Source organism: Arthrobacter sp. MDT2-34-1 (assembly GCF_059091365.1).
The window spans coordinates 994,546-1,012,562 of the sequence record NZ_JBNHGO010000001.1; the positions used below are offsets into that span (position 1 = coordinate 994,546).

Sequence of the window (18,017 nt, forward strand, 5' to 3'; positions counted from 1 at the left end):
TCAGGCCTCCTGCCGGGCGAAGAGACGGTCCACGGCCTGCTCCCAGCCCTTGATCTGGTGCTCGGAGGACAGCTCACGGGCGGCGGCGTGCGCGTTGGCCTTCCACCCGTCCACCAGCTGCGGCGTCAGGGTCTTGAGCACCTCCACCAGGGCCGCGGGCGTGAAGCCGGCGGTGACCGCACCCAGCCCGTGCCGGCGCAGCAGCGTCTCCATGGCCGGCGAGGGCCCGATGATCAGCCCGGTGCGGGCCTGGACCGCCTCGAAAAACTTGTTCGGCAGCGCGTGGGCCAGGTTGAAGTTGGTGGGCGGGATGATGGAGACGGCGACGTCGTATTCGGCCACGGTGTCCACCAGCCGGTCGTACGGGACCGGCTCGCGGAACCGCACCCGCGGCAGTTCCTCGCCGAGGGCCTTGAGCTCGGCCACGTAGGCCGGCTCGTTGGGCATCACGATCAGGTCCAGCTCCAGGTGCTCGGGCGCGCCGCGCATGGCCTCCATGATGTCTTCGATCTTGCGGTAGCGCTGTCCGGCGGAGCTGTAGATCATCCGGATCTTCGCGCCGGTGGGCCGCGGCTGCCGGTCCGCGTAGGGCGCGGCGTTGGTGACCACGGAGGCGGCGACGCCGAAGTCCTTGGTGTACTGCTCGGCGATGCCCTCCGCCACCGTGGTCACCGAGCGCACGGCCGGCAGGTAGGTGCGGCAGAGCCAGCGCACGTAGGGGGCGACCAGCGCCCGCCAGGCCGGTTTGTTGAAGTGCTCTTTCGGCGCGAACTCGTGCAGGTCGGCGTGGACGCCGTGGTCGGATTGCAGGCTGAGCGCCAGCGGGACGGTGTTGGTGTCGTTGGCCAGGACCGCGTCGAAGCGCTGGCCGCGCAGCAGCTTCCGGGCCTGCGCGACGGCGGCGATGTTCCAATACACGTCCACGTAGCGGCGCAGGGCGAGCCGCCGGGGATCGCGCGGCCAGCTGGCCAGCGCGGTGTCCAGCTCGAAGTGCCCGGCGACGCCGTCCGGTGCGGGGCCGTAGCCGCAGGTGAAGACCCGGTACTTGTCCTTGAACAGGGTGATCTGCTTGAGCACCCGCGGGTCGCTGCGCAGCGGCGAGAACGAGAGGACCAGCAGGGATCGGGCATCAGTCACGGGGCTGCCTAACGTCGGGGCTGGCGGATTCCGGGGCGGCGGAGGAGCCGCTGGCCCCGGCAGGGCGTCCCGCCGCGGCGGCCGGGCTTGCCTGCAGCCGGGCATCGCGGAGCCGGCAGGCGGCGGTGAACGCGAGCGAGTTCAGGTTGGTCCGCAGCGGGGCTTCGCGCCGGGCGTTGTCCGGCCAGCGCCGGGTGAAGGTGCGCCGCAGCGCGCCGGCGGCCTCCCGCCGTCGTATCTCCGAGGCAAGGTCCGCGGCGGAGGCCGCATCCCGCAGGGCCAGCAGCAGCCGTTCGTCCGGGGCGCCCAGCAGGCGCGGCGCCCCGGGCGCGGCGTTGATTAGGGAGCGGACGACGGCGGACATCGCCTCCCGGTCCTCGGCTCCCCAGGCGAAGCCCGCACCGCGGCGCAGCGCCGCGCTGACGACGTGGCCGCGCAGCAGCTTCACCGCGATGGCCTCGCGCCGGGCGGCCGGCAGCGACTGGAACCAGTCCCCGGACACCAGCGACTCGACGTCCTGGAATTGGGCGCGCAGCGGCAGCACGGCGGCGGTGACGCGTTCGTCCGCGTCCTGTCCCACCAGGTACGCCGGGGCGCGGGCCGGGTAGGCGAGCTTTTCGCCGGAGAACCACAGGCGCAGGCCGAATTCCAGGTCCTCCCCGGTGCGCAGCCCTTCGGTCAGCCGCAGGCCCAACCGGCCGACCGCCTCGCGCCGGATCAGTCCCAGGGGTGCCGTCCGGTAGGCCAGGCGGTCGCGGAGCGGATCCACCAGCGGGCCCCTGATCACTCGGGCGCGGGGCGTGAGGATGCGTGCGCCTCCGCGGTAGCGGAGCGGTGCGACGACGGCGACCGCGCCCGTGGCGTGCGCGGCGTCCAGCCAAGCGGACACCGAGCCGGGCTCCAGCGTGTCGTCGGATCCCATAATGCCGACGAATTCTGCCCGGGCCTGGCCCAGCCCGTGGTTGAACGGCCCGGCCGGAGACGGTATCCCGTCGGCCAGTTCCAGCACCCGGACGGTCTCCGGCAGACCGGCCAGCTGCCCGCGCACGGGATTCGGGTCCATGTTGTGGCACACCACCGTGGCGCCGACGCGGCCGGGCGCTGCGGCCAGGACCGAGTCCACGGCGCGGCGGACGGGCCGGTCAGCGGTATGGACGGCGATCACGATCTCGGCTTCGAAACCGCCGTCTCGGCCAAGGTTCTCCGGCACGCTCACGTCCCGCTTCCGGGGGGTGCCGCGTCGCTCGGTCCGGCCACGTCATCCGGCTTGGGCACCTCGTCCAGGGCGATGCGCCGGGCCAGCTTGGTGATCCGCTCCTCGAGTTGCCGGGTGCGCTGGAACGAGCTCGCCATGTAGATCAGGAAGCACACGATCAGCCCGTACAGCACCAGATCGGTGCCGCGGCCGATGCCCAGCGCATTCGCCACGGCGGTCAGGATGCCCGGGAAGAACACGGACAGCGCGGCCATGACCGCGAAGAGCATCAGCAGGATGCGGCGCACGGCCTGGTGCCGGGCGTTCTGGCCGCCGCGCATCAGCGCCAGCGCGCCGAGGGCGACGGCCAGGACCAGGACGATTTGGACAACTATGAGCATGGGTTCACCGGAAGAAGAGGTCAGCGAGGATGTTGATGCCGTTGAGCAGGGACTGCCCCTTGGACTTGGAATATTCCGTGTAGACGATGTGTACCGGTTGCTCCACCACCCGGGCATCGAGGGCGGCGAACTGGTGAACCAGTTCGGAGGCGTGCGCCATCCGGTTCTGGGTCAGATGGATCTTCCGGGCCACGTCGGCGGAGATGGCACGGAGCCCGTTGTGGGCATCGGTCAGGCGGTAGCCGGTGGAAATCCGGGACTGGATGGCCGCCGTGCGCAGGACCATGCGCTTGAGCGCCGAGACCTCGCCCCGCCCGTCGAGGAAGCGGGAACCGAGCACCACGTCCGCTTCGCCGGCCCTGATCCGCGCCAGCATCGCCGCGGCGTCCTGGACCCGGTGCTGGCCGTCCGCATCAAACGTGATGACCGCGTCCAGCTGCGGATCCTGCACGGCATATTCGATTCCGGTCTGCAGGGCGGCGCCTTGGCCCAGGTTCACCGGGTGGGCAACGACGACGGCGCCGGCCTTGCGGGCCAGGGCGGCGGAATCGTCGGTGCTGCCATCGTCCACGCAGACCACGTGGGGAAAGGTTTCGAGCAGCTCCTGAATGACTGAACCGACGACGGTGGCCTCGTTGTACATCGGCACGACGACCCAGCAGCGACTCACCCGCCTAGTATTCCACACAGGGAATGGTCACGGCTGTTCCGGCGGCGGCGGGCCCTGCCATCCGGCGGCCGGCCGCTGGGCTGCCACGTCGCGATAGTGGCCGTCCAGCTCCCGCACGCTGCCCGCCAGGCTCCGCTGATCCACGACGAACTTGCGCGCATCTCGGCGCATGGCCAGGTACTCCGCGCTGCCCAGCTGCAGCAGTTGCTGCAACCCGTCCTGCAACTGGTTGTACTCGGCTTCCGGTGCCAGCAGGCCGGTGACGCCGTCGTCCATCATTTCGGGAATGCCCCCGCTGCGGTACGCCAGCACGGGAGTGCCGCACGCCTGGGCTTCCAGCAGCACCAGTCCGGCCGCCTCCCGGGCGCCGCCGGCTTCCTGGCTGGGGGCCACCAGGACATGCGCCCGCTGCAGCCAGGAGCGGATCGCGCTCCTGTCCTGGCGGCCCAGGTAGTCGATGTGCGGATGGCTGGCGGCCTGCTCGGCGACGGTGTCCCGCAAGGGCCCGTCCCCGATCACCACCAGCCGGTGCCGGGCCTTGCGCCAGACGGCCAGGGAGGCGTCCAACAGATCCCGGATGCCCTTTTGCGTGTTCAACCGGCCGACGAAGAGCACCACCGGCACTTCATCGGCCTCGTAGCGGACTGGCTCGAAATAGTCGGTATCGACGCCCTGGTAATGCACCTGGATTTTCGCGGTGTCCAGGTCCAGCTCCGCGGCACGGCCGGCCATGTAGTTGCTGACCACCAGGATGCGGGTGCTGTGCGCCGCCGCGGCCAGGACGTTCCGGTGGTGCCACCGGGCCATCACCGTGTCCGCGGGATTCCCCAGCGAGACCATGTCGGAGCCGTGCATGGTCGTGATGAGCGGCGTCCCGGACACCATGGAGGCCTTGACGGCGGGCGTCGACCAGGTGGCAAAGTGCTGATGGATGATGTCCGGTTCAAACCGGCCCACTGCCACGGTCATGGCCGGCATGAAAGCGGGCATCATGAGCTCGCGGCGCCGGAAGCCCAGCCGCGGCACCGGAACGAAGTCCGTCACCGGGATCGTGACGGACGAATCCTCGATCTCGGCCACCAGCGTGAAGACACGGAAGTCGTGCCTGTCCTTCAACCGCTCGGCGTGCGCCGTGGCGAAGTACGTTGGCGGAATCCGCAACGTGCTCTTGGTGATCGCGATCTTCACGGGGCTCCCGGATCTTGGTGGGCTGCAGCCGGCTCGGTGCGGCTTATCGCCATCCTAGCCCGGCGTCCTGAACGCCACCCGGGGCTCCGGGCCCCGCCCGGGCCCCTGCCGCGGCCCGGGGTCCGCAGGGCTGCCCTGAGCCCGGCTGCCCTGGGCCGGAGGCCTGCAGCCCAGACCCGCATCCTCCCCTCGCGCCGCGGTCCGGCGCGCCCGGTGCACCGTCGCGCCGCGGCGGACCGATTCCCGGACGGTAATCTTTCAGTGTCCGGCATTCGCCCGGCGTCAGCGACAAGGAGCAGTGGTGGCCCAGCAGATCCTGTGTATCTCGTTCTCGGATATCCAGGCCGATTCCCGGGTGCTGCGGCAAGTCAAGCTGTTGGCCGAAGCCGGTGAGGTCACCACGCTCAGCTATGGCAAGCGGCCCCCCGGAGCCACCCACCACCTCGAAATCGACGCGTCGCTGCCCTCGCTGCCGCAGACGCCGCTGGGTGTGCTGCTGTTGGCGCTGCGCCTGTATTCTGCGGTGGAGCTGGCTGCCCCCGCCATCAAGCAGGCCCGCGAACTGGTGGCGGGACGCCGCTTCGACCTGGTCGTGGCGAATGAGGCGCGCGCCCTGCCCCTGGCCCACGCCGTGGCGCAGGGGGCACCGGTGTGGGGAGACATGCACGAGTGGGCGCCGGAGGAACGCTCCCATGTACTGCCCTGGCGGCTGCTGGTCGCGCCGTATATGCACAGGCTCTGCGCAAAGTACCTGCCGATCAGCGCCGCGGTCACCGCCGTTAACGGATCGATCGCCCGGATGTATGCGGACCAGTTCGGCTGCACGGTGGAGGTGGTCCGCAACGCGGGGCCGTTCCGATATCTTGACCCGTCGGCCCCCGTGCCGGGGAAGATCCGCCTGGTCCACAGCGGCGCCGCGGTACCAGGCCGCAATCTGGAAGGCACCATCAACGCCGTAAAGCTGCTCGATGACCGCTTCACGCTGGATCTGTACCTGGTCAAGGCGCGTGACGGCGGGCGCTACTGGCAGCAGCTCAAGGACCTGGCCGACGGCGACGAACGCATCACCTTCCACGACGCGGTGCCGCCGGAAGATCTGCCGGCAACGCTCAATGCCTATGACGTCGGGGTCTTTTCCCTTCCGCCGCAGACGATGAACCACCGGTTCATGTTGCCGAACAAGTTCTTCGATTTCGTCCAGGCGCGGCTGGCGCTGGTGTTCAGCCCGTCCCCGGAGACCGCGGCGCTGATGAAGGCCTACGACCTGGGCGTGGTGACCGAGGACTTCAGCACCGAGTCGCTGGCCCGGGCGCTGGCGTCGCTGACCACGGAACAGGTGGACAAGTACAAGGCCAACGCCCACGGAGCCGCCGCGGCGCTCAGCTCGGCCGAGGACGAGGCCGTCACCAGGGGCATCCTCGCGGCCCTGCTGACGCCCTGATCGAGGCCGTCGCCGAAGGAATCCTTTCGGGGCTGCGGACCCCCTGACCGCGCCACCGCCGGAGGCACTCCCGCGACCCTGCCGACGCGCTGCCGGAGCCGGCGTCAGCGCGGTCGGAAGTCTTTCGCGGCACCCGCGAGGGCCTCGGCGGCGCGGGCCCCCACGCTGCGCAGCGAGTAGTTCCGCTCGACCCAGTCGGACAGCCGGCGGCGCTCGGCGTCGTCCGGGGTCCGTTCCAGCGCCACGGCCAGGGCCTCGGCCACCTGGCCGGCGTCCCAGTCCACGCTCTGGCCCAGCCCGTGGTCGGCCACCAGCTGCCGCAGCGGCCCGACGCCGGCATAGACCACGGGCGTGCCGCAGCTCAGCGAGACGAAGGCCTTGGTGGCGAAGGCGAAGTCATAGCCGCGGGCCGGCCGCACGGAGGCCAGCCCCGCGGTAGCGGAGCGCAGCGCGCCGGCGATCGTGCCGCCGTCGGCCGTTCCCATAAAGCGGATGCGCTCCCCCGCCGGTGCCGCCCGCCGGCGCAGCTCCTCCAGCTCCACGCCGCCGCCGTACATCAGCAGCCGCGCGTGAGGGTACCGGTCCGAGATCTTGAGGAATCCGTCCACGAACACGCCGGCGCCCTGGATTTCGGACATGGTGCCGGCGTAGACGAAGGTGGGGCCGGGGTGCGCATCCCGGGGCCCGTGCAGGCTGAAGGTGCCGGTGTCGATGCCGGTGCCCACCTCGGCCACCCTGGCGCGTCCGGAGGTCAGCCGCGCCAGCGCCTGGGTCACGCCGGTCGAGATGCTCAGGACGCCGGCTGCTCCGGTCACCACCCAGCGTTCCACTGCCCGCAGCACCTTGACCACCTGCGGGTGCACTCCGATTCCGGCCGCCGCATCGGAGCTGACGTCGGCGGAAAAGTACACGTAGGGACGCCGCCGCAGCGCGGCCGCGGCCCGGACCACCACGCCGGTGGTCGGCGGCGGCTCGACGAGCAGCACGTCGAAGGGTTTCTGCGCCAGCAGGCGGAAGAACAGCGGGATGTCGAAGCTGGCGTACTGGAGATAGCCCCGCACGGCGCCGCTGGCGTCCCGCAGCACGGGCCAGCGGAGGATCCGGGCGCCGTCGCCGCTGGTCCCCGCCGCGGCACGGAGTCCCTGCGGGGGCCGGGTGGTGAGCACGGTGACCTGATGGCCGGCCTCGGTCAGGGCCCGCACGGTGGCGGCCAGCCGGTAGGCGGCGGCGCCGGCCTCCGGTGCGTAGATCCGGGTGGCCAGCACGATCCGCAGGCCCATCAGGCGTGCAGCCCGATGGTGCGGGATTCCTTCGCGCTGGCGATCATGGCTTCGGCCACGCGCAGCGTGTTCAGCCCTTCCCGCATGGTGACGATGCTGGCCGCCGGGCGGCCGGGGCGGGCATCGCCGTCGTGCCGGGCAGCCGGGGAACCGGGCGGCAGGCCGCGGGTGGCGAGCACGGCGTCGCGGAAGGCTTCGTGTTCGACCTTCAGCGGCTCGCGCTTGGGAATGGCCAGGCGGGTGATGTTGCCTTCGGAGACGCCGCGGAAGTTCGCCACGGACTCCCACTCGGTGTTGATGGTGCCGTTTTCGTGGAAGGTCAGGTCCGCGGTCAGTGTGTCGGCCACGAAGGCGCCGCGTTCGCCGGTGACCACGGTGACGCGTTCCTTCGTCGGCGACAGCCAGTTCACCAGATGACTGGTGATCACGCCGTTGTCCAGCAGGCCAGTGGCGGCCACCATGTCCTCGTGCTCGCGGCCGGTGCGGATGGTGGTGTTGGCGCTGACGGATGCGTAGCCCGCCTGTGCCAGCCATGCGGTCAGGTCGATGTCGTGCGTGCCCAGGTCTTTGATCACGCCGACGTCGGCGATCCGGGCCGGGAACGGGCCCTGCCGGCGGGTGGCGATCTGGAAGATCAGGCCGAGTTCGCCGGCCTCCAGCCGGGCGCGCAGCGACTGCAGCGCCGGGTTGTACCGTTCGATATGGCCGACCGCGCCGACCAGGCCGCGCGACTCGAACGCGGCGGCCAGTTTCTCGCCGCCCGCGACCGTGTCCGCGATCGGCTTTTCCACCATGGTGTGCACGCCGGCCTCGGCCAGGGCCATTCCGACTTCCACATGCAGGCCGGTGGGCACCGCGCACATGGCGATGTCGATCCCGGCCCCGATCAGCTCCTCGACGCCGCCGAAGACGGGCAGGCCGGGCGCCGCGCCGTGCGGGTCGCCGTACGCGTCGGCCACGGCCACCAGTTCCACGCCCTCGGTTTCGCGGAGCACCCGGGCGTGGTGGCGGCCCATCATGCCCAGGCCGATCAGCCCGGCGCGCAGCACGTTCTTGCCGGAACCTGCCATGCTCACGCTCCTGCCTTCGCCAGGGCGTTGACCGCGGTGGCGATCCGGTCCAGGTCCTCGGCGTCCAGCGAGGGGTGCACCGGCAGCGAGAGCACCTCGGCGGCCGCGGCCTCGGTCACCGGCAGGTCCGCGGCGACGTTAAAGGAGGGCAGCCGGTGGTTCGGGATCGGGTAGTAGACCCCGGAGCCGATGTTGTATTCGTCCTTCAGCGCCGCGGCGAAGCGGTCGCGCTCCCCCGCGCCGATCCGCACGGTGTACTGGTGGTACACGTGGACCGCCCCGGCTGCCACCTTCGGCGTGCCCACACCGTCCAGGTTCGCGTCCAGGAACGCGGCGTTGGCCCGGCGCCGTTCGGTCCAGCCGAGGACCTTGCCCAGCTGCACGCGGCCGATCGCGGCGTGCAGGTTGGTCATCCGGGCGTTGAAGCCGACCAGTTCGTTTTCGTATTGGCGTTCCATGCCCTGGTTGCGCAGCAACTGCAGCCGGCGCGCCACGTCGTCGCTGCCGGTGGACACCATGCCGCCCTCGCCGGAGGTCATGTTCTTGGTCGGGTACAGGCTGAACATCGCGAACTCGCCGAACGTGCCCACCGGCCGGCCGCCCAGCGACGCCCCGTGGGCCTGCGCGGCGTCCTCGAAGAGCAGCAGCGACTTTTCCGCGGCGAGCCTGCCCAGCCCGTCCATGTCGGCCGGGTGGCCGTACAGGTGCACCGGCATGACGGCCTTGGTCCGCGGCGTAATGGCGGCGGCGACCGCGTCCGGGTCCAGGCAGTAGTGCTCCGGCTCGATGTCGGCGAACACCGGAGTGGCGCCGGTCAGGGCCACCGAGTTCGCGGTGGCCGCGAAGGTGAAGGACGGGACGATGACCTCGTCACCCGGGCCGATGCCGGCGGCCAGCAGGCCCAGGTGCAGGCCCGAGGTCCCGGAATTGACCGCCACCGCGTGCCGGCCGTCCAGCAGCACCTGCGAGAACTCCCGCTCGAAGGCGGCGACCTCCGACCCCTGGGCAAGCATCCCGGAGGCCAGCACGGCGTCCACCGCGGCCCGTTCCTCCTCTCCGATGATCGGCTTGGCCGCCGGTATGAAGTCCTTGCTCACAGCTGCTCTCCTCCGGTTTCGTCCGAAACTTCGTGCAACATGCCCTCGTCCTCCCGGTACCGGGCGCCGGTCGCCGGGCACACCCAGCCCGACGGGTCCGCCGGGTCCTGGACCAGCCGCTGTCCGGCCCGGCCCACCCAGCCGATCCGCCTGGCCGGAACCCCGGCCACGAGGGCGAAGTCGGGCACGTCGCGGGTGACCACGGAGCCTGCCGCCACGGTGGCCCAGGCGCCGATGGTCACCGGGGCCACGCAGACCGCCCGCGCGCCGATCGATGCGCCGTCGCGGATGTCCACGCCCACCGGCGTCCAGTCGTCGGCGCTCTTCAGCGACCCGTCCGGCGCGACCGCCCGCGGGTAGGTGTCGTTGGTCAGCACGACCGCCGGTCCGATGAACACGCCGCGGCCCAGCCGCGCCGGCTCGTACACCAGCGCATAGTTCTGGATCTTGCAGTTGTCCCCGGCCTGCACCCCGGTGCCAATGTAGGCGCCCCGGCCCACGATGCAGTTCTCTCCCAGCACGGCGCCCTCGCGGACCTGCGCCAAGTGCCAGATCTTCGTGCCCTCGCCCAGCCGGGCGGCGTCGGCGACGTCCGCCGAATCGGCGATGAACGCCATGGGTTCCCTCTTTCCGCTCGCGACCGCTGCTCCACCATCCATTGCCTCTACGCTCCGGCCCTCATGCCTTGCCAATCACCCGGTACGCCACGCCCGGCCACCGTTCGGCCGAGCTGACCCGCCGGCCGTCGACGAACACCTTCACGCCGGGAAGGTCGTCCGGTCCCAGCTGCGCATATTCGGCGTGGTCGGCCTGCACCACCGCGGCGTCGGCCGGCTCGCCCAGCCGGTAGGGCGTGAAGCCCAGGGCGGCGAGCTCGGCGTCGCTGAACATCGGATCATGCACGACGGCGGTGCCGCCCCGCGCGTTGATCGCCTCTACCGCGCCGAACACCCCGGAGAACGCCGTCTCCTTCACGCCGCCGCGGTAGGCAGCGCCCAGCACGGCCACGCGCGCGCCGGCCAGGTCGCCGTACGCACCCTCCAGCAGGCCGATCGTGTAGTCCGGCATTCCCGCGTTCGCGGCTCGGGCCGCAGCCACCACCGTGGCCGACGGATCGTTCCACAGGTACAGCCGCGGGTACACCGGGATGCAGTGCCCGCCGACGGCGATGCCGGGCTGGTGGATATGGCTGTAGGGCTGGGAGTTGGACGCCTCGATCACCTGGTAGATGTCGATCCCGGCGGTCGCGGCATAGCGGGCGAACTGGTTCGCCAACCCGATGTTCACGTCCCGGTAGGTGGTCTCGGCGAGCTTGGCCAGCTCGGAGGCCTCGGCCGAGCCCAGGTCCCAGACGCCGTTGCCGCGCGGCAGGTCCGGGCGGTCGTCGAAGTCCAGCACCGCCTCGTAAAACTCCTGCGCCGCCGCAGCACCGGCCCCGGAGAGCCCGCCGACGAGCTTGGGATACTTCCGCAGGTCCTCGAACACCCGGCCGGTCAGCACCCGCTCCGGGGAAAAGACCACATGGAAGTCCTCGCCCTCGACCAGGCCGGAGCCGGCCTCGAGCATCGGCTTCCACCGGGTCCGGGTGGTGCCCACCGGCAGCGTGGTCTCGTAGGAGACCAGCGTGCCCGGCGTCAGGTGCCGGGCCAGCTCCTGCGTGGCGGCATCCATCCAGCCGAAGTCGGGCTTGGCCTCCGCGTCCACGAACAGGGGCACAACCAGCACCACCGCGTCCGCTCCCGGCACCGCCTCCGCATAGTCAGTGGTCGCCCGCAGCCTGCCCGCCGGCACCAGCTCGGCCAGCCTGTCCTGGAGCCCCGCCTCCCCCGGGAACGGCTCGCTGCCCGCGTTGACCAGGTCGACCACGGCGGGGTTGACGTCCACGCCGACGACCTCGTGCCCCTTCGAGGCGAACTGGGCGGCCAGCGGCAACCCGATCTTTCCCAGAGCAATGACAGCGATCTTCAAGAGCAAAGGCCTTTTCTCGTTGTGTCGGTGTGTCGGCCCTTCGGCCCAGAGTCAAGGGTATCGCTTGTTCGCGTCAGCCTCCGGTACCGCAGGTTATCCACATACCGGGCGATGCACGGGAAAGTGGGGCTCCCTTCTGCCTAGGTTCCTTGTCATGGTCCTTCATCTGACGCTGGTGGCGGCCCCCGGCCTTCCGGCCACCGCAGCGGCCTGGGTCGCGGCGCATGCCGATGCAGTCGCGGGGCTGGAATCAGGAAGCAGCGCCGCGCCGTTGGCTGCCTGGCTGGGCGGGCGCCTGCCCGGGGCGGCCTTCACGGTGGCCGGACTGAGCCTGTCCTCCCTCGCCGCCGGCGTGTCCCCGCTGGTCGATGGCGCCGTCGTCGTCTGCGCCCCGGACGCGGCGGCGGTGCCGTGCCGGGAACGGCCCGCTCTGCCGCCGCTGCTGCTGGCCGTCGCCGCCGGCCCCGACGCCGGCCGGTTGTTCGCCCTCGGGCGCGGCAGCTTCAGTGTCGGCCGGCATGCCTGCGCGCTGACCATCGCGGATCCGGCGCTGTCGCGGCTGCATGCCATCGTGGATGTCACCGACCGCCAGGTGCTGCTGCGCGACGCCGGGTCGTCCAACGGGATCGTCTGGCGGGGCAGGCGCACCCTGCAGGTCGTGCTGCAGGCCGGCCGCAGCGTGCGGATCGGCGGCAGCCGGCTGCAACTGGTCGTGGGCAGCGAACCGGACGCACCGTTCCGGCCGGACACGGACCTGGCCGATCCGGTGCCCGTGGCTGAAAAGCCTCCGGAGCAACGGTCCAAAACGGCGTTGCTGCTAGCCGGACTACCGTTGCTCGCCGGGCTCGCGCTGGCCCTGCTGACGGGCCTGTGGTTCTTCCTGGTCTTCAGCGCCATGTCCCTGCTGGCCGCCGCCGTGCCCTACGCCGCCGGGCGCCGGCAGCGCCGCCGCTACCGGGCCGCGGTGCACGCGGCGGCGGAAGCCGATGCGCGGCGGCGGCACCTGGCGGCCCCTGGTGCCGCTGATCTGGCCGCGTCCCTGCTGCGGGCCGGGACGGGGGCCCGGCGTCCTGCCGGGGACCCCGGCCCTCCGGACCGGCCGGCGCACGTGTGGCTGCGGCTGGGGACGGCCGGCCTGCCGGCACACATCGGTTCGGCGTCGGCGCCGGTGGTCCCGCCTCCCCCGCCGAGGGATGTTCCGTTGTGCGTGGACCTGCTCGCCGGGCCCCCGCTGCGGATCCAGGGAACACCTTTCGGGCTGGACGGTCTGCTGCGTTCGGCCCTGCTGCAGTTGGCCGCACGCGCGGCGGGAACCGCCCTGCGCGTTGTCTGCTACGCGCTGCCGGAATCCGTTCGCGCGTCGGCGCGGTTCCTTCCCGGCGTGGAGCTGGCGGACCGGCCCAGGCAACTGGCGGAGCGGCTCGCCACCGGCGGCGGCACCCTCGTGCTCCTGGTAGCCGGACGCGGGGGCGAGGCGGCCCGGGTACTGGCGGATGCCGGACGGCCGGCCGCGCAGCTCTGGTTCGGCGGATCGGCCGACGCCGGGACCCGGATCATCGTGGCCGGACAGGCCTCCCGCCTGAGCGCAGACGGCGGAGACGTCGTGTTCTCGGCGGATCTGGTGCAGGCCCCCACGTTGGACCGCCTTGCCCGGCTGGCCGCCGCGGCCATGCCCTCCGAGACGCTGCCGGCCACCGGTTCGGTGCCGCCGCGCTGCCGCCTGCAGTCGATGCTGCCGCGGGAGCCGCTGGAGGAGCGCTGGTTCCGCGGGGACCGCCATCCCGGCCTCACCGCCCTGCCGGGTGCCGGCGCCGCCGGACCGCTGGCGCTCGACCTGGCCGTCCACGGGCCGCACCTGCTGGTCGCCGGCACCACCGGCTCCGGCAAGTCCGAACTGCTGCGGAGCCTTGTCCTCTCGCTGGCCCTGACCAGGTCCCCGAACACAGTGAATTTCCTGCTGATCGACTTCAAGGGCGGTTCCGGGCTCGGCCCGCTCGCCCGGCTGCCGCACTGCGCCGGCCTGCTCACGGACCTGACGCTGGAGGCAGTCGGCCGATCGCTGGCCTGGCTGCAGGCGGAGGTACGCCGCCGCGAAGCCCTGCTGGCCGCCCGCGGCATCGGGGACATCGCGGCCTGCCCGCCCGGCACGCTGCCGCGGCTCGTCGTCGTCGTCGACGAATTCCGGATGCTGGGCGAGGACGCGCCGCAGGCGCTTCCCGAGCTGATGCGCGTGGCCACCGTGGGCCGCGCCTTGGGCATCCACCTGGTGCTGGCCACGCAACGGCCGCAGGGTGCCGTCTCCTCGGACATCAGCGCGAATATCACCACCATGATCGTGCTGCGGACGCAGAACACGGCCGAGTCCCGCGACCTGCTGGATTCGCCCGTGGCCGCCGACATTCCGGTGACCGCGAGGGGCAGGGCCTACCTGCGCGTCGGCACGCAGGATGTGGTGCCCTTCCAGTCCGCCTGCAGCACCCTGCCGGCCGCCGGACACTTCCCGCTCTTCCGGACCGTGGACGAATGGCTGGCGGCAGAACCACCGGCAGCGGCAGCGCCGGAGGTCACCGGAGTGGTGGAGCGGCTGGTGGCGGAGGCAGCGGCCGCCTACCGTGGCCTCGGCCTGCCGGAGGCCCGGCGGTTGCGGCCGGCCCTGCCGCTGAGCCTGGCCGCCGCCGACCTCGCGGGGCCCGGGCCGTCCGCTCCCGCCCGCTCTCCCGGCGGCGACGACGGCGGCGGGAGCCCGGTCCCCGCCGCCGCGCCCAAGGACGGGGGCAGCATCCCGATCGGCCTGCTGGACATGCCGTTCCGGCAACGGCAGGTGCCGCTGCGCTGGCAACCGGAGCCCGACGGCCACCTGGCCGTTCTCGGGGTAGGGGGCGGAGGACACCGGGAGTTTTTGCGGGTCCTGGCGACGCAGCTCCTGGGCGGACCGGTGGAACGCCACTGCTACGTGCTGGACGGTGACGGTTCGCTGGGCTTCGCCGCGGACGCCGGCCGGACCGGCGCCTACGTCGGCCCCCAGGACAGCGAACGGGCGGCAAGGGTGCTGCGGCGCCTGGCCAACGAGGTTTCCGCCCGGCTCGGCAGCCTGGCCTCGGCCGGGGGTCCGCCCGATCCGGCGGCCGCTGTTCCGCTGGCCGTGCTGGTCAGCGGCTGGGGCCGCTGGCTCGGTGGCTTCCGGGCCGGCCGGCTCGGCTGGGCCGAAGACTGCCTGCAGGATCTGGCGCGCGACGGCCAGGTTACGGGGGTCATCCTGGTTGTGTCCGGCGACCGTGAACTATCGGGCAGCCGCTTCCTGCCGCTCATGGGCAACCGGCTCTACCTGCCGACCGGGGCCGGTCCCGAAACGTTGCTGGGCTGGCCCCGGCTTCCGCCCATGGACGCCGTGCCCGGCAGGGCATTAGTGCAGGGACGGATCGGTGGCGACGGCGGGGTCTGCCAGCTGGCCACCGATCCGGCCGGCTGCCCGCCGCCGGCCGATGCCCGCGCCCGTCCCTTCCGGGTCGAAGCGCTGCCGCTGACCGTTCCCGCGGCCACGCTGCCCCGCGCGGCCCGCGGGCTTCCGGTGATCGGCGTGGAGGGCGACGAGCTGGGGCCCTCCACGCTGCCGCTGGCCGCCGGCGAGGTGTACCTGGTGCTGGGGCCCGAGGGCAGCGGGAAGACCAATCTGATGGTCGTGCTGCAGCGGGCGCTGGAGGGCCTGAGGCCCTGTTGCGCACCCCCGCACGGCAGAGACGCCGACGACTTCTGGGCCGGCCGCGCGGCCGTCGGGAGCGGCGCCGTCCTGCTGGTCGACGACGCGGAGGATCTGGGCACGCGTGCCCACGGTGCCATCGCGGCCCTGATCGCCGCCGGTGCATCGGCCGTGGTGGCCGCGCGGCCCGGGCCGTTGCTGCCGCAGCAGGTTCCGCTGGTCCTGCAGGCCAGGGCACGCGGGCGCGGCATGGTCCTGGCGCCGCGGGCGGGCGCGGATGCGGACTTCTTCGGTGTGCGGCTCGACGACGGGTGGAGACCGGCGGGACGCGGCTACCGGATCGAGGCCGGCCGGGCCGTCCCGCTGCAGGTGGCGTTGGCTACAGGGCGCGGGGTGCGGCGCCCTTGACCAGGAAATCCGTCACGGGCTTGGTCAGCAGCAGGACGAAGGAGGCTGCGGCCGCCACCAACAGGACCGGGCCCAGCAGCAGTTGGCCGCCTTGGATCATGGAGATGGCCACGACAACCACGAAGATCTGCCACACCAGGGCAGCAGCGCGGGTCCAGCGGTACCCGCGGAACAGGTAATGTCCGACGACGAGCAGCCAGAGGCCGAAGACCAGCATCAGGACCAGCAGGAAGACGCTGCTGGTCAGCGATATCGGGGTTTGGGTGGCCAGCCCGTAGGCGAACAGGGCTGCTCCGCCCAAGAGCACCAGTGCTTCCAGCACCACTGCCGCCGCTACAATTTTGATGGCGATCGGACGGGCGGCAGGGAAGGATGAGGGTGCAGGCATTGACACACTCGCACCCTACCTTAGATAGTCGGATTAACGGCTCCAGATCGCCGGGCACCGGCTCCCGCTTGGAGCCGAACCATATCACCCTGTGACGAATGACTCAGGTATTACGGCCGGTTAAGTCCGCACGACCTCTTGTTTACGCGGATTTAACATGAAACGCTTGATGGCGAAGCGCAGAGGGGGCCGGTCGGGCTCCCTTTTCTATGAGTCTGTTCGTGAATGTTTTCACAAAAACCACCGGACACCATTTAAAGGAGTATGTGATCAGCATGGATTGGCGTAGCCGCGCGGCATGCCTGGACAAGGACCCGGAACTGTTTTTCCCTGTGGGGAACACCGGGCCGGCACTCCTGCAGATCGAAGAGGCCAAGAGCGTCTGCCGGCGCTGCCCGGTGATTGATACCTGCCTGCAGTGGGCCATCGAATCCGGCCAGGACGCCGGCGTGTGGGGAGGCATGAGCGAGGACGAGCGCCGGGCGCTGAAGCGCCGTGCCGCCCGGGCCCGCCGGGCCTCCTGACCCGGTACCCCCAGTGTGGCGAGAGGCCGCTGCCGGATTCGGCAGCGGCCTCTCGCGTCGGCTGATCCGCCCGCGCTCAGCGGGCCCCTTTGGTGTTGAGCACCAGGTCGATCCGCACACATGTTCCCCCGCCGTCGCGGGGGGTCCATTCGATCCGGCCGCCTAATTCGCTGGTGACGAGGGTGCGGACAATCTGCAGGCCCAGGCCCTCCCGCCGCGGTTCCTCGGGCAGGCCCACGCCGTCGTCCTCGACCGAGACGGTCAGCAATTCGTCGTCGCCCCGCCGGCTCCGCCGGGCAGTCAACCGGACGGTGCCGTGCCGCCCGGCCAGCCCGTGCTCGACGGCGTTCGTGACCAGTTCATTGATCACCAGGGCCAGCGGGGTGGCGAACTCGCTGGGCAGTTCCCCGAACTCGCCGCTGCGCTCCGTGCGGACGGCCTGCGTGGGCGAGGCTACTTCCGCCGAGAGCCGGAACTGACGCCCGATCAGTTCGTCGAAGTCGACGTTCTGCGCCAAGCCCTGGGACAGCGTTTCGTGGACCAGCGCGATCGAGGCGACGCGGCGCATGGCCTGTTCCAGCCCCTGCTTTGCTTCGTCGCTGACCATCCGGCGCGACTGCATGCGCAGCAGCGCCGCGACCGTCTGGAGGTTGTTCTTCACGCGGTGGTGGATCTCCCGGATGGTGGCGTCCTTCGACACCAGCTCCATCTCCCGCCGGCGCAGCTCGGAGACGTCCCGGCACAGCACCAGGGCGCCGAAACGCTCCTGTTCGTTCCTCAGCGGTATGGCCCGGAGCGAGAGCGAGACGCCGCGGGATTCAATCTCCGTGCGCCAGGGCATCCGCCCGGTGACCACCAACGGCAGGGTTTCGTCGACCATCCGCCGGTCCTTGAGTAGCGCCGTCGTCACCTCGGCCAGTGAGCGGCCCTCCAGGGACTCGACGTCGCCGAGGCGCCGGAATGCAGAAACCCCGTTGGGGCTGGCGTATTCCACCACCCCGTCGGCGTCCAGCCTGATCAGGCCGTCGCCGACCCGGGGCGCGCCGCGGCGCGACCCGGTCGGCGAGGCGAAGTCCGGCCACAGTCCCAGCGTTCCCATCTTCAAGAGGTCGTAGGCGCACTGCCGGTAGGTCAGCTCCAGCCGCGACGGCATTCTGGAGCTGGACAGGTCCATGTGCGACGTCACGACGGCGAGCGTCCGGCCGTTGCGGACCATGGGCACCGCCTCGACCCGCATGGCCATCTCGGTGGTCCAGTCCGCCTCCGACGACCGTTCGATCGCCTGCGACTGGCGTGCCTGGTCCACCAGCGGCTTGAGGTCCGCACGGATCCGCTCCCCCACGAAGTCCCGGTGGAACACCGTGTGGGTGGTTGACGGGCGCACATGCGCCAGCGCCACGTAGCTCCCGTCCGGCGTCGGGAACCACAGGACCAGGTCGGCGAACGCCAGGTCCGCGATCAGCTGCCAGTCGCCCACCAGCAGGTGGAGCCACTCCGCGTCACCCGGACGAAAGTCCGCGTAGTCGCGGATGGGATCGGTGAAGATCGCCAAG

The 18,017-nt window shown here is 71.4% G+C and carries 15 protein-coding genes; 3 read left to right on the forward strand and 12 right to left on the reverse strand.

The window, feature by feature from the left end; translation table 11 throughout:
* The 5 genes from AC5RVV_RS04560 to AC5RVV_RS04580 are packed head-to-tail and all read right to left on the reverse strand — an operon-like array spanning nucleotide 1 to nucleotide 4,591.
* On the reverse strand, nucleotides 1-1,137 hold the full coding sequence (locus AC5RVV_RS04560) for a glycosyltransferase (protein WP_494000199.1): 1,137 nt from the start codon (nucleotides 1,135-1,137) through the stop codon (nucleotides 1-3).
* Complete coding sequence (locus AC5RVV_RS04565) at nucleotides 1,130-2,353, reverse strand: glycosyltransferase family 2 protein (RefSeq protein ID WP_494000200.1); 1,224 nt, start codon at nucleotides 2,351-2,353, stop codon at nucleotides 1,130-1,132. Before AC5RVV_RS04565 ends, AC5RVV_RS04560 begins: the two co-directional genes overlap by 8 nt.
* Nucleotides 2,350-2,733: a DUF2304 domain-containing protein gene (locus tag AC5RVV_RS04570; protein ID WP_494000201.1), complete on the reverse strand. Its 384-nt coding sequence runs from the start codon at nucleotides 2,731-2,733 to the stop codon at nucleotides 2,350-2,352. Before AC5RVV_RS04570 ends, AC5RVV_RS04565 begins: the two co-directional genes overlap by 4 nt.
* Nucleotides 2,734-2,737: 4 nt before the next feature.
* A complete protein-coding gene (locus tag AC5RVV_RS04575) occupies nucleotides 2,738-3,403 on the reverse strand; it encodes a glycosyltransferase family 2 protein (protein ID WP_494000202.1) in 666 nt (221 codons plus the stop codon).
* 27 nt (nucleotides 3,404-3,430) lie between these two features.
* A complete protein-coding gene (locus AC5RVV_RS04580; RefSeq protein ID WP_494000203.1) occupies nucleotides 3,431-4,591 on the reverse strand; it encodes a glycosyltransferase in 1,161 nt (386 codons plus the stop codon).
* A gap of 301 nt (nucleotides 4,592-4,892) precedes the next feature.
* Between AC5RVV_RS04580 and AC5RVV_RS04585 the strand changes: the two genes are divergently transcribed.
* Nucleotides 4,893-6,032, forward strand: a complete 1,140-nt coding sequence (locus tag AC5RVV_RS04585) for a glycosyltransferase (protein WP_494000204.1) — start codon at nucleotides 4,893-4,895, stop codon at nucleotides 6,030-6,032.
* Nucleotides 6,033-6,136: 104 nt separating this feature from the next.
* Here the strand turns inward: AC5RVV_RS04585 and AC5RVV_RS04590 are convergent, their stop codons facing one another.
* From AC5RVV_RS04590 to AC5RVV_RS04610, 5 genes are all read right to left on the reverse strand, one after another.
* Nucleotides 6,137-7,312: a glycosyltransferase gene (locus AC5RVV_RS04590; protein WP_494000205.1), complete on the reverse strand. Its 1,176-nt coding sequence runs from the start codon at nucleotides 7,310-7,312 to the stop codon at nucleotides 6,137-6,139.
* Nucleotides 7,312-8,382 (reverse strand): Gfo/Idh/MocA family protein, encoded by a 1,071-nt coding sequence (locus AC5RVV_RS04595; protein ID WP_494001280.1) that lies wholly within the window; start codon nucleotides 8,380-8,382, stop codon nucleotides 7,312-7,314. Before AC5RVV_RS04595 ends, AC5RVV_RS04590 begins: the two co-directional genes overlap by 1 nt.
* A gap of 2 nt (nucleotides 8,383-8,384) precedes the next feature.
* Nucleotides 8,385-9,479: a DegT/DnrJ/EryC1/StrS family aminotransferase gene (locus AC5RVV_RS04600; RefSeq protein WP_494000206.1), complete on the reverse strand. Its 1,095-nt coding sequence runs from the start codon at nucleotides 9,477-9,479 to the stop codon at nucleotides 8,385-8,387.
* Nucleotides 9,476-10,096 carry an acyltransferase gene (locus AC5RVV_RS04605; RefSeq protein WP_494000207.1) on the reverse strand — a complete coding sequence of 207 codons (621 nt, stop codon included), beginning with the start codon at nucleotides 10,094-10,096 and terminating at the stop codon, nucleotides 9,476-9,478. Before AC5RVV_RS04605 ends, AC5RVV_RS04600 begins: the two co-directional genes overlap by 4 nt.
* Nucleotides 10,097-10,157: 61 nt before the next feature.
* A complete protein-coding gene (locus AC5RVV_RS04610) occupies nucleotides 10,158-11,447 on the reverse strand; it encodes a nucleotide sugar dehydrogenase (protein WP_494000208.1) in 1,290 nt (429 codons plus the stop codon).
* A gap of 154 nt (nucleotides 11,448-11,601) precedes the next feature.
* On the opposite strand from AC5RVV_RS04610, the gene AC5RVV_RS04615 reads away from it, so the two are divergent.
* Entirely contained in the window at nucleotides 11,602-15,552 is a 3,951-nt protein-coding gene (locus AC5RVV_RS04615; protein ID WP_494000209.1) for a type VII secretion EssC family protein, read from the forward strand.
* On the opposite strand, the gene AC5RVV_RS04620 is transcribed toward AC5RVV_RS04615, so the two are convergent.
* Nucleotides 15,524-15,940, reverse strand: coding sequence for a hypothetical protein (locus tag AC5RVV_RS04620; RefSeq protein ID WP_494000210.1), 417 nt, complete (start codon nucleotides 15,938-15,940; stop codon nucleotides 15,524-15,526). The genes AC5RVV_RS04615 and AC5RVV_RS04620 overlap by 29 nt on opposite strands.
* 275 nt (nucleotides 15,941-16,215) lie before the next feature.
* Here AC5RVV_RS04620 and AC5RVV_RS04625 point away from each other — a divergent pair, with 275 nt between their 5' ends.
* Complete coding sequence (locus tag AC5RVV_RS04625) at nucleotides 16,216-16,464, forward strand: WhiB family transcriptional regulator (RefSeq protein ID WP_086994524.1); 249 nt, start codon at nucleotides 16,216-16,218, stop codon at nucleotides 16,462-16,464.
* A gap of 76 nt (nucleotides 16,465-16,540) precedes the next feature.
* Here the strand turns inward: AC5RVV_RS04625 and AC5RVV_RS04630 are convergent, their stop codons facing one another.
* Complete coding sequence (locus AC5RVV_RS04630) at nucleotides 16,541-18,016, reverse strand: sensor histidine kinase (protein WP_494000211.1); 1,476 nt, start codon at nucleotides 18,014-18,016, stop codon at nucleotides 16,541-16,543.
* Nucleotide 18,017: the final 1 nt, after the last annotated feature.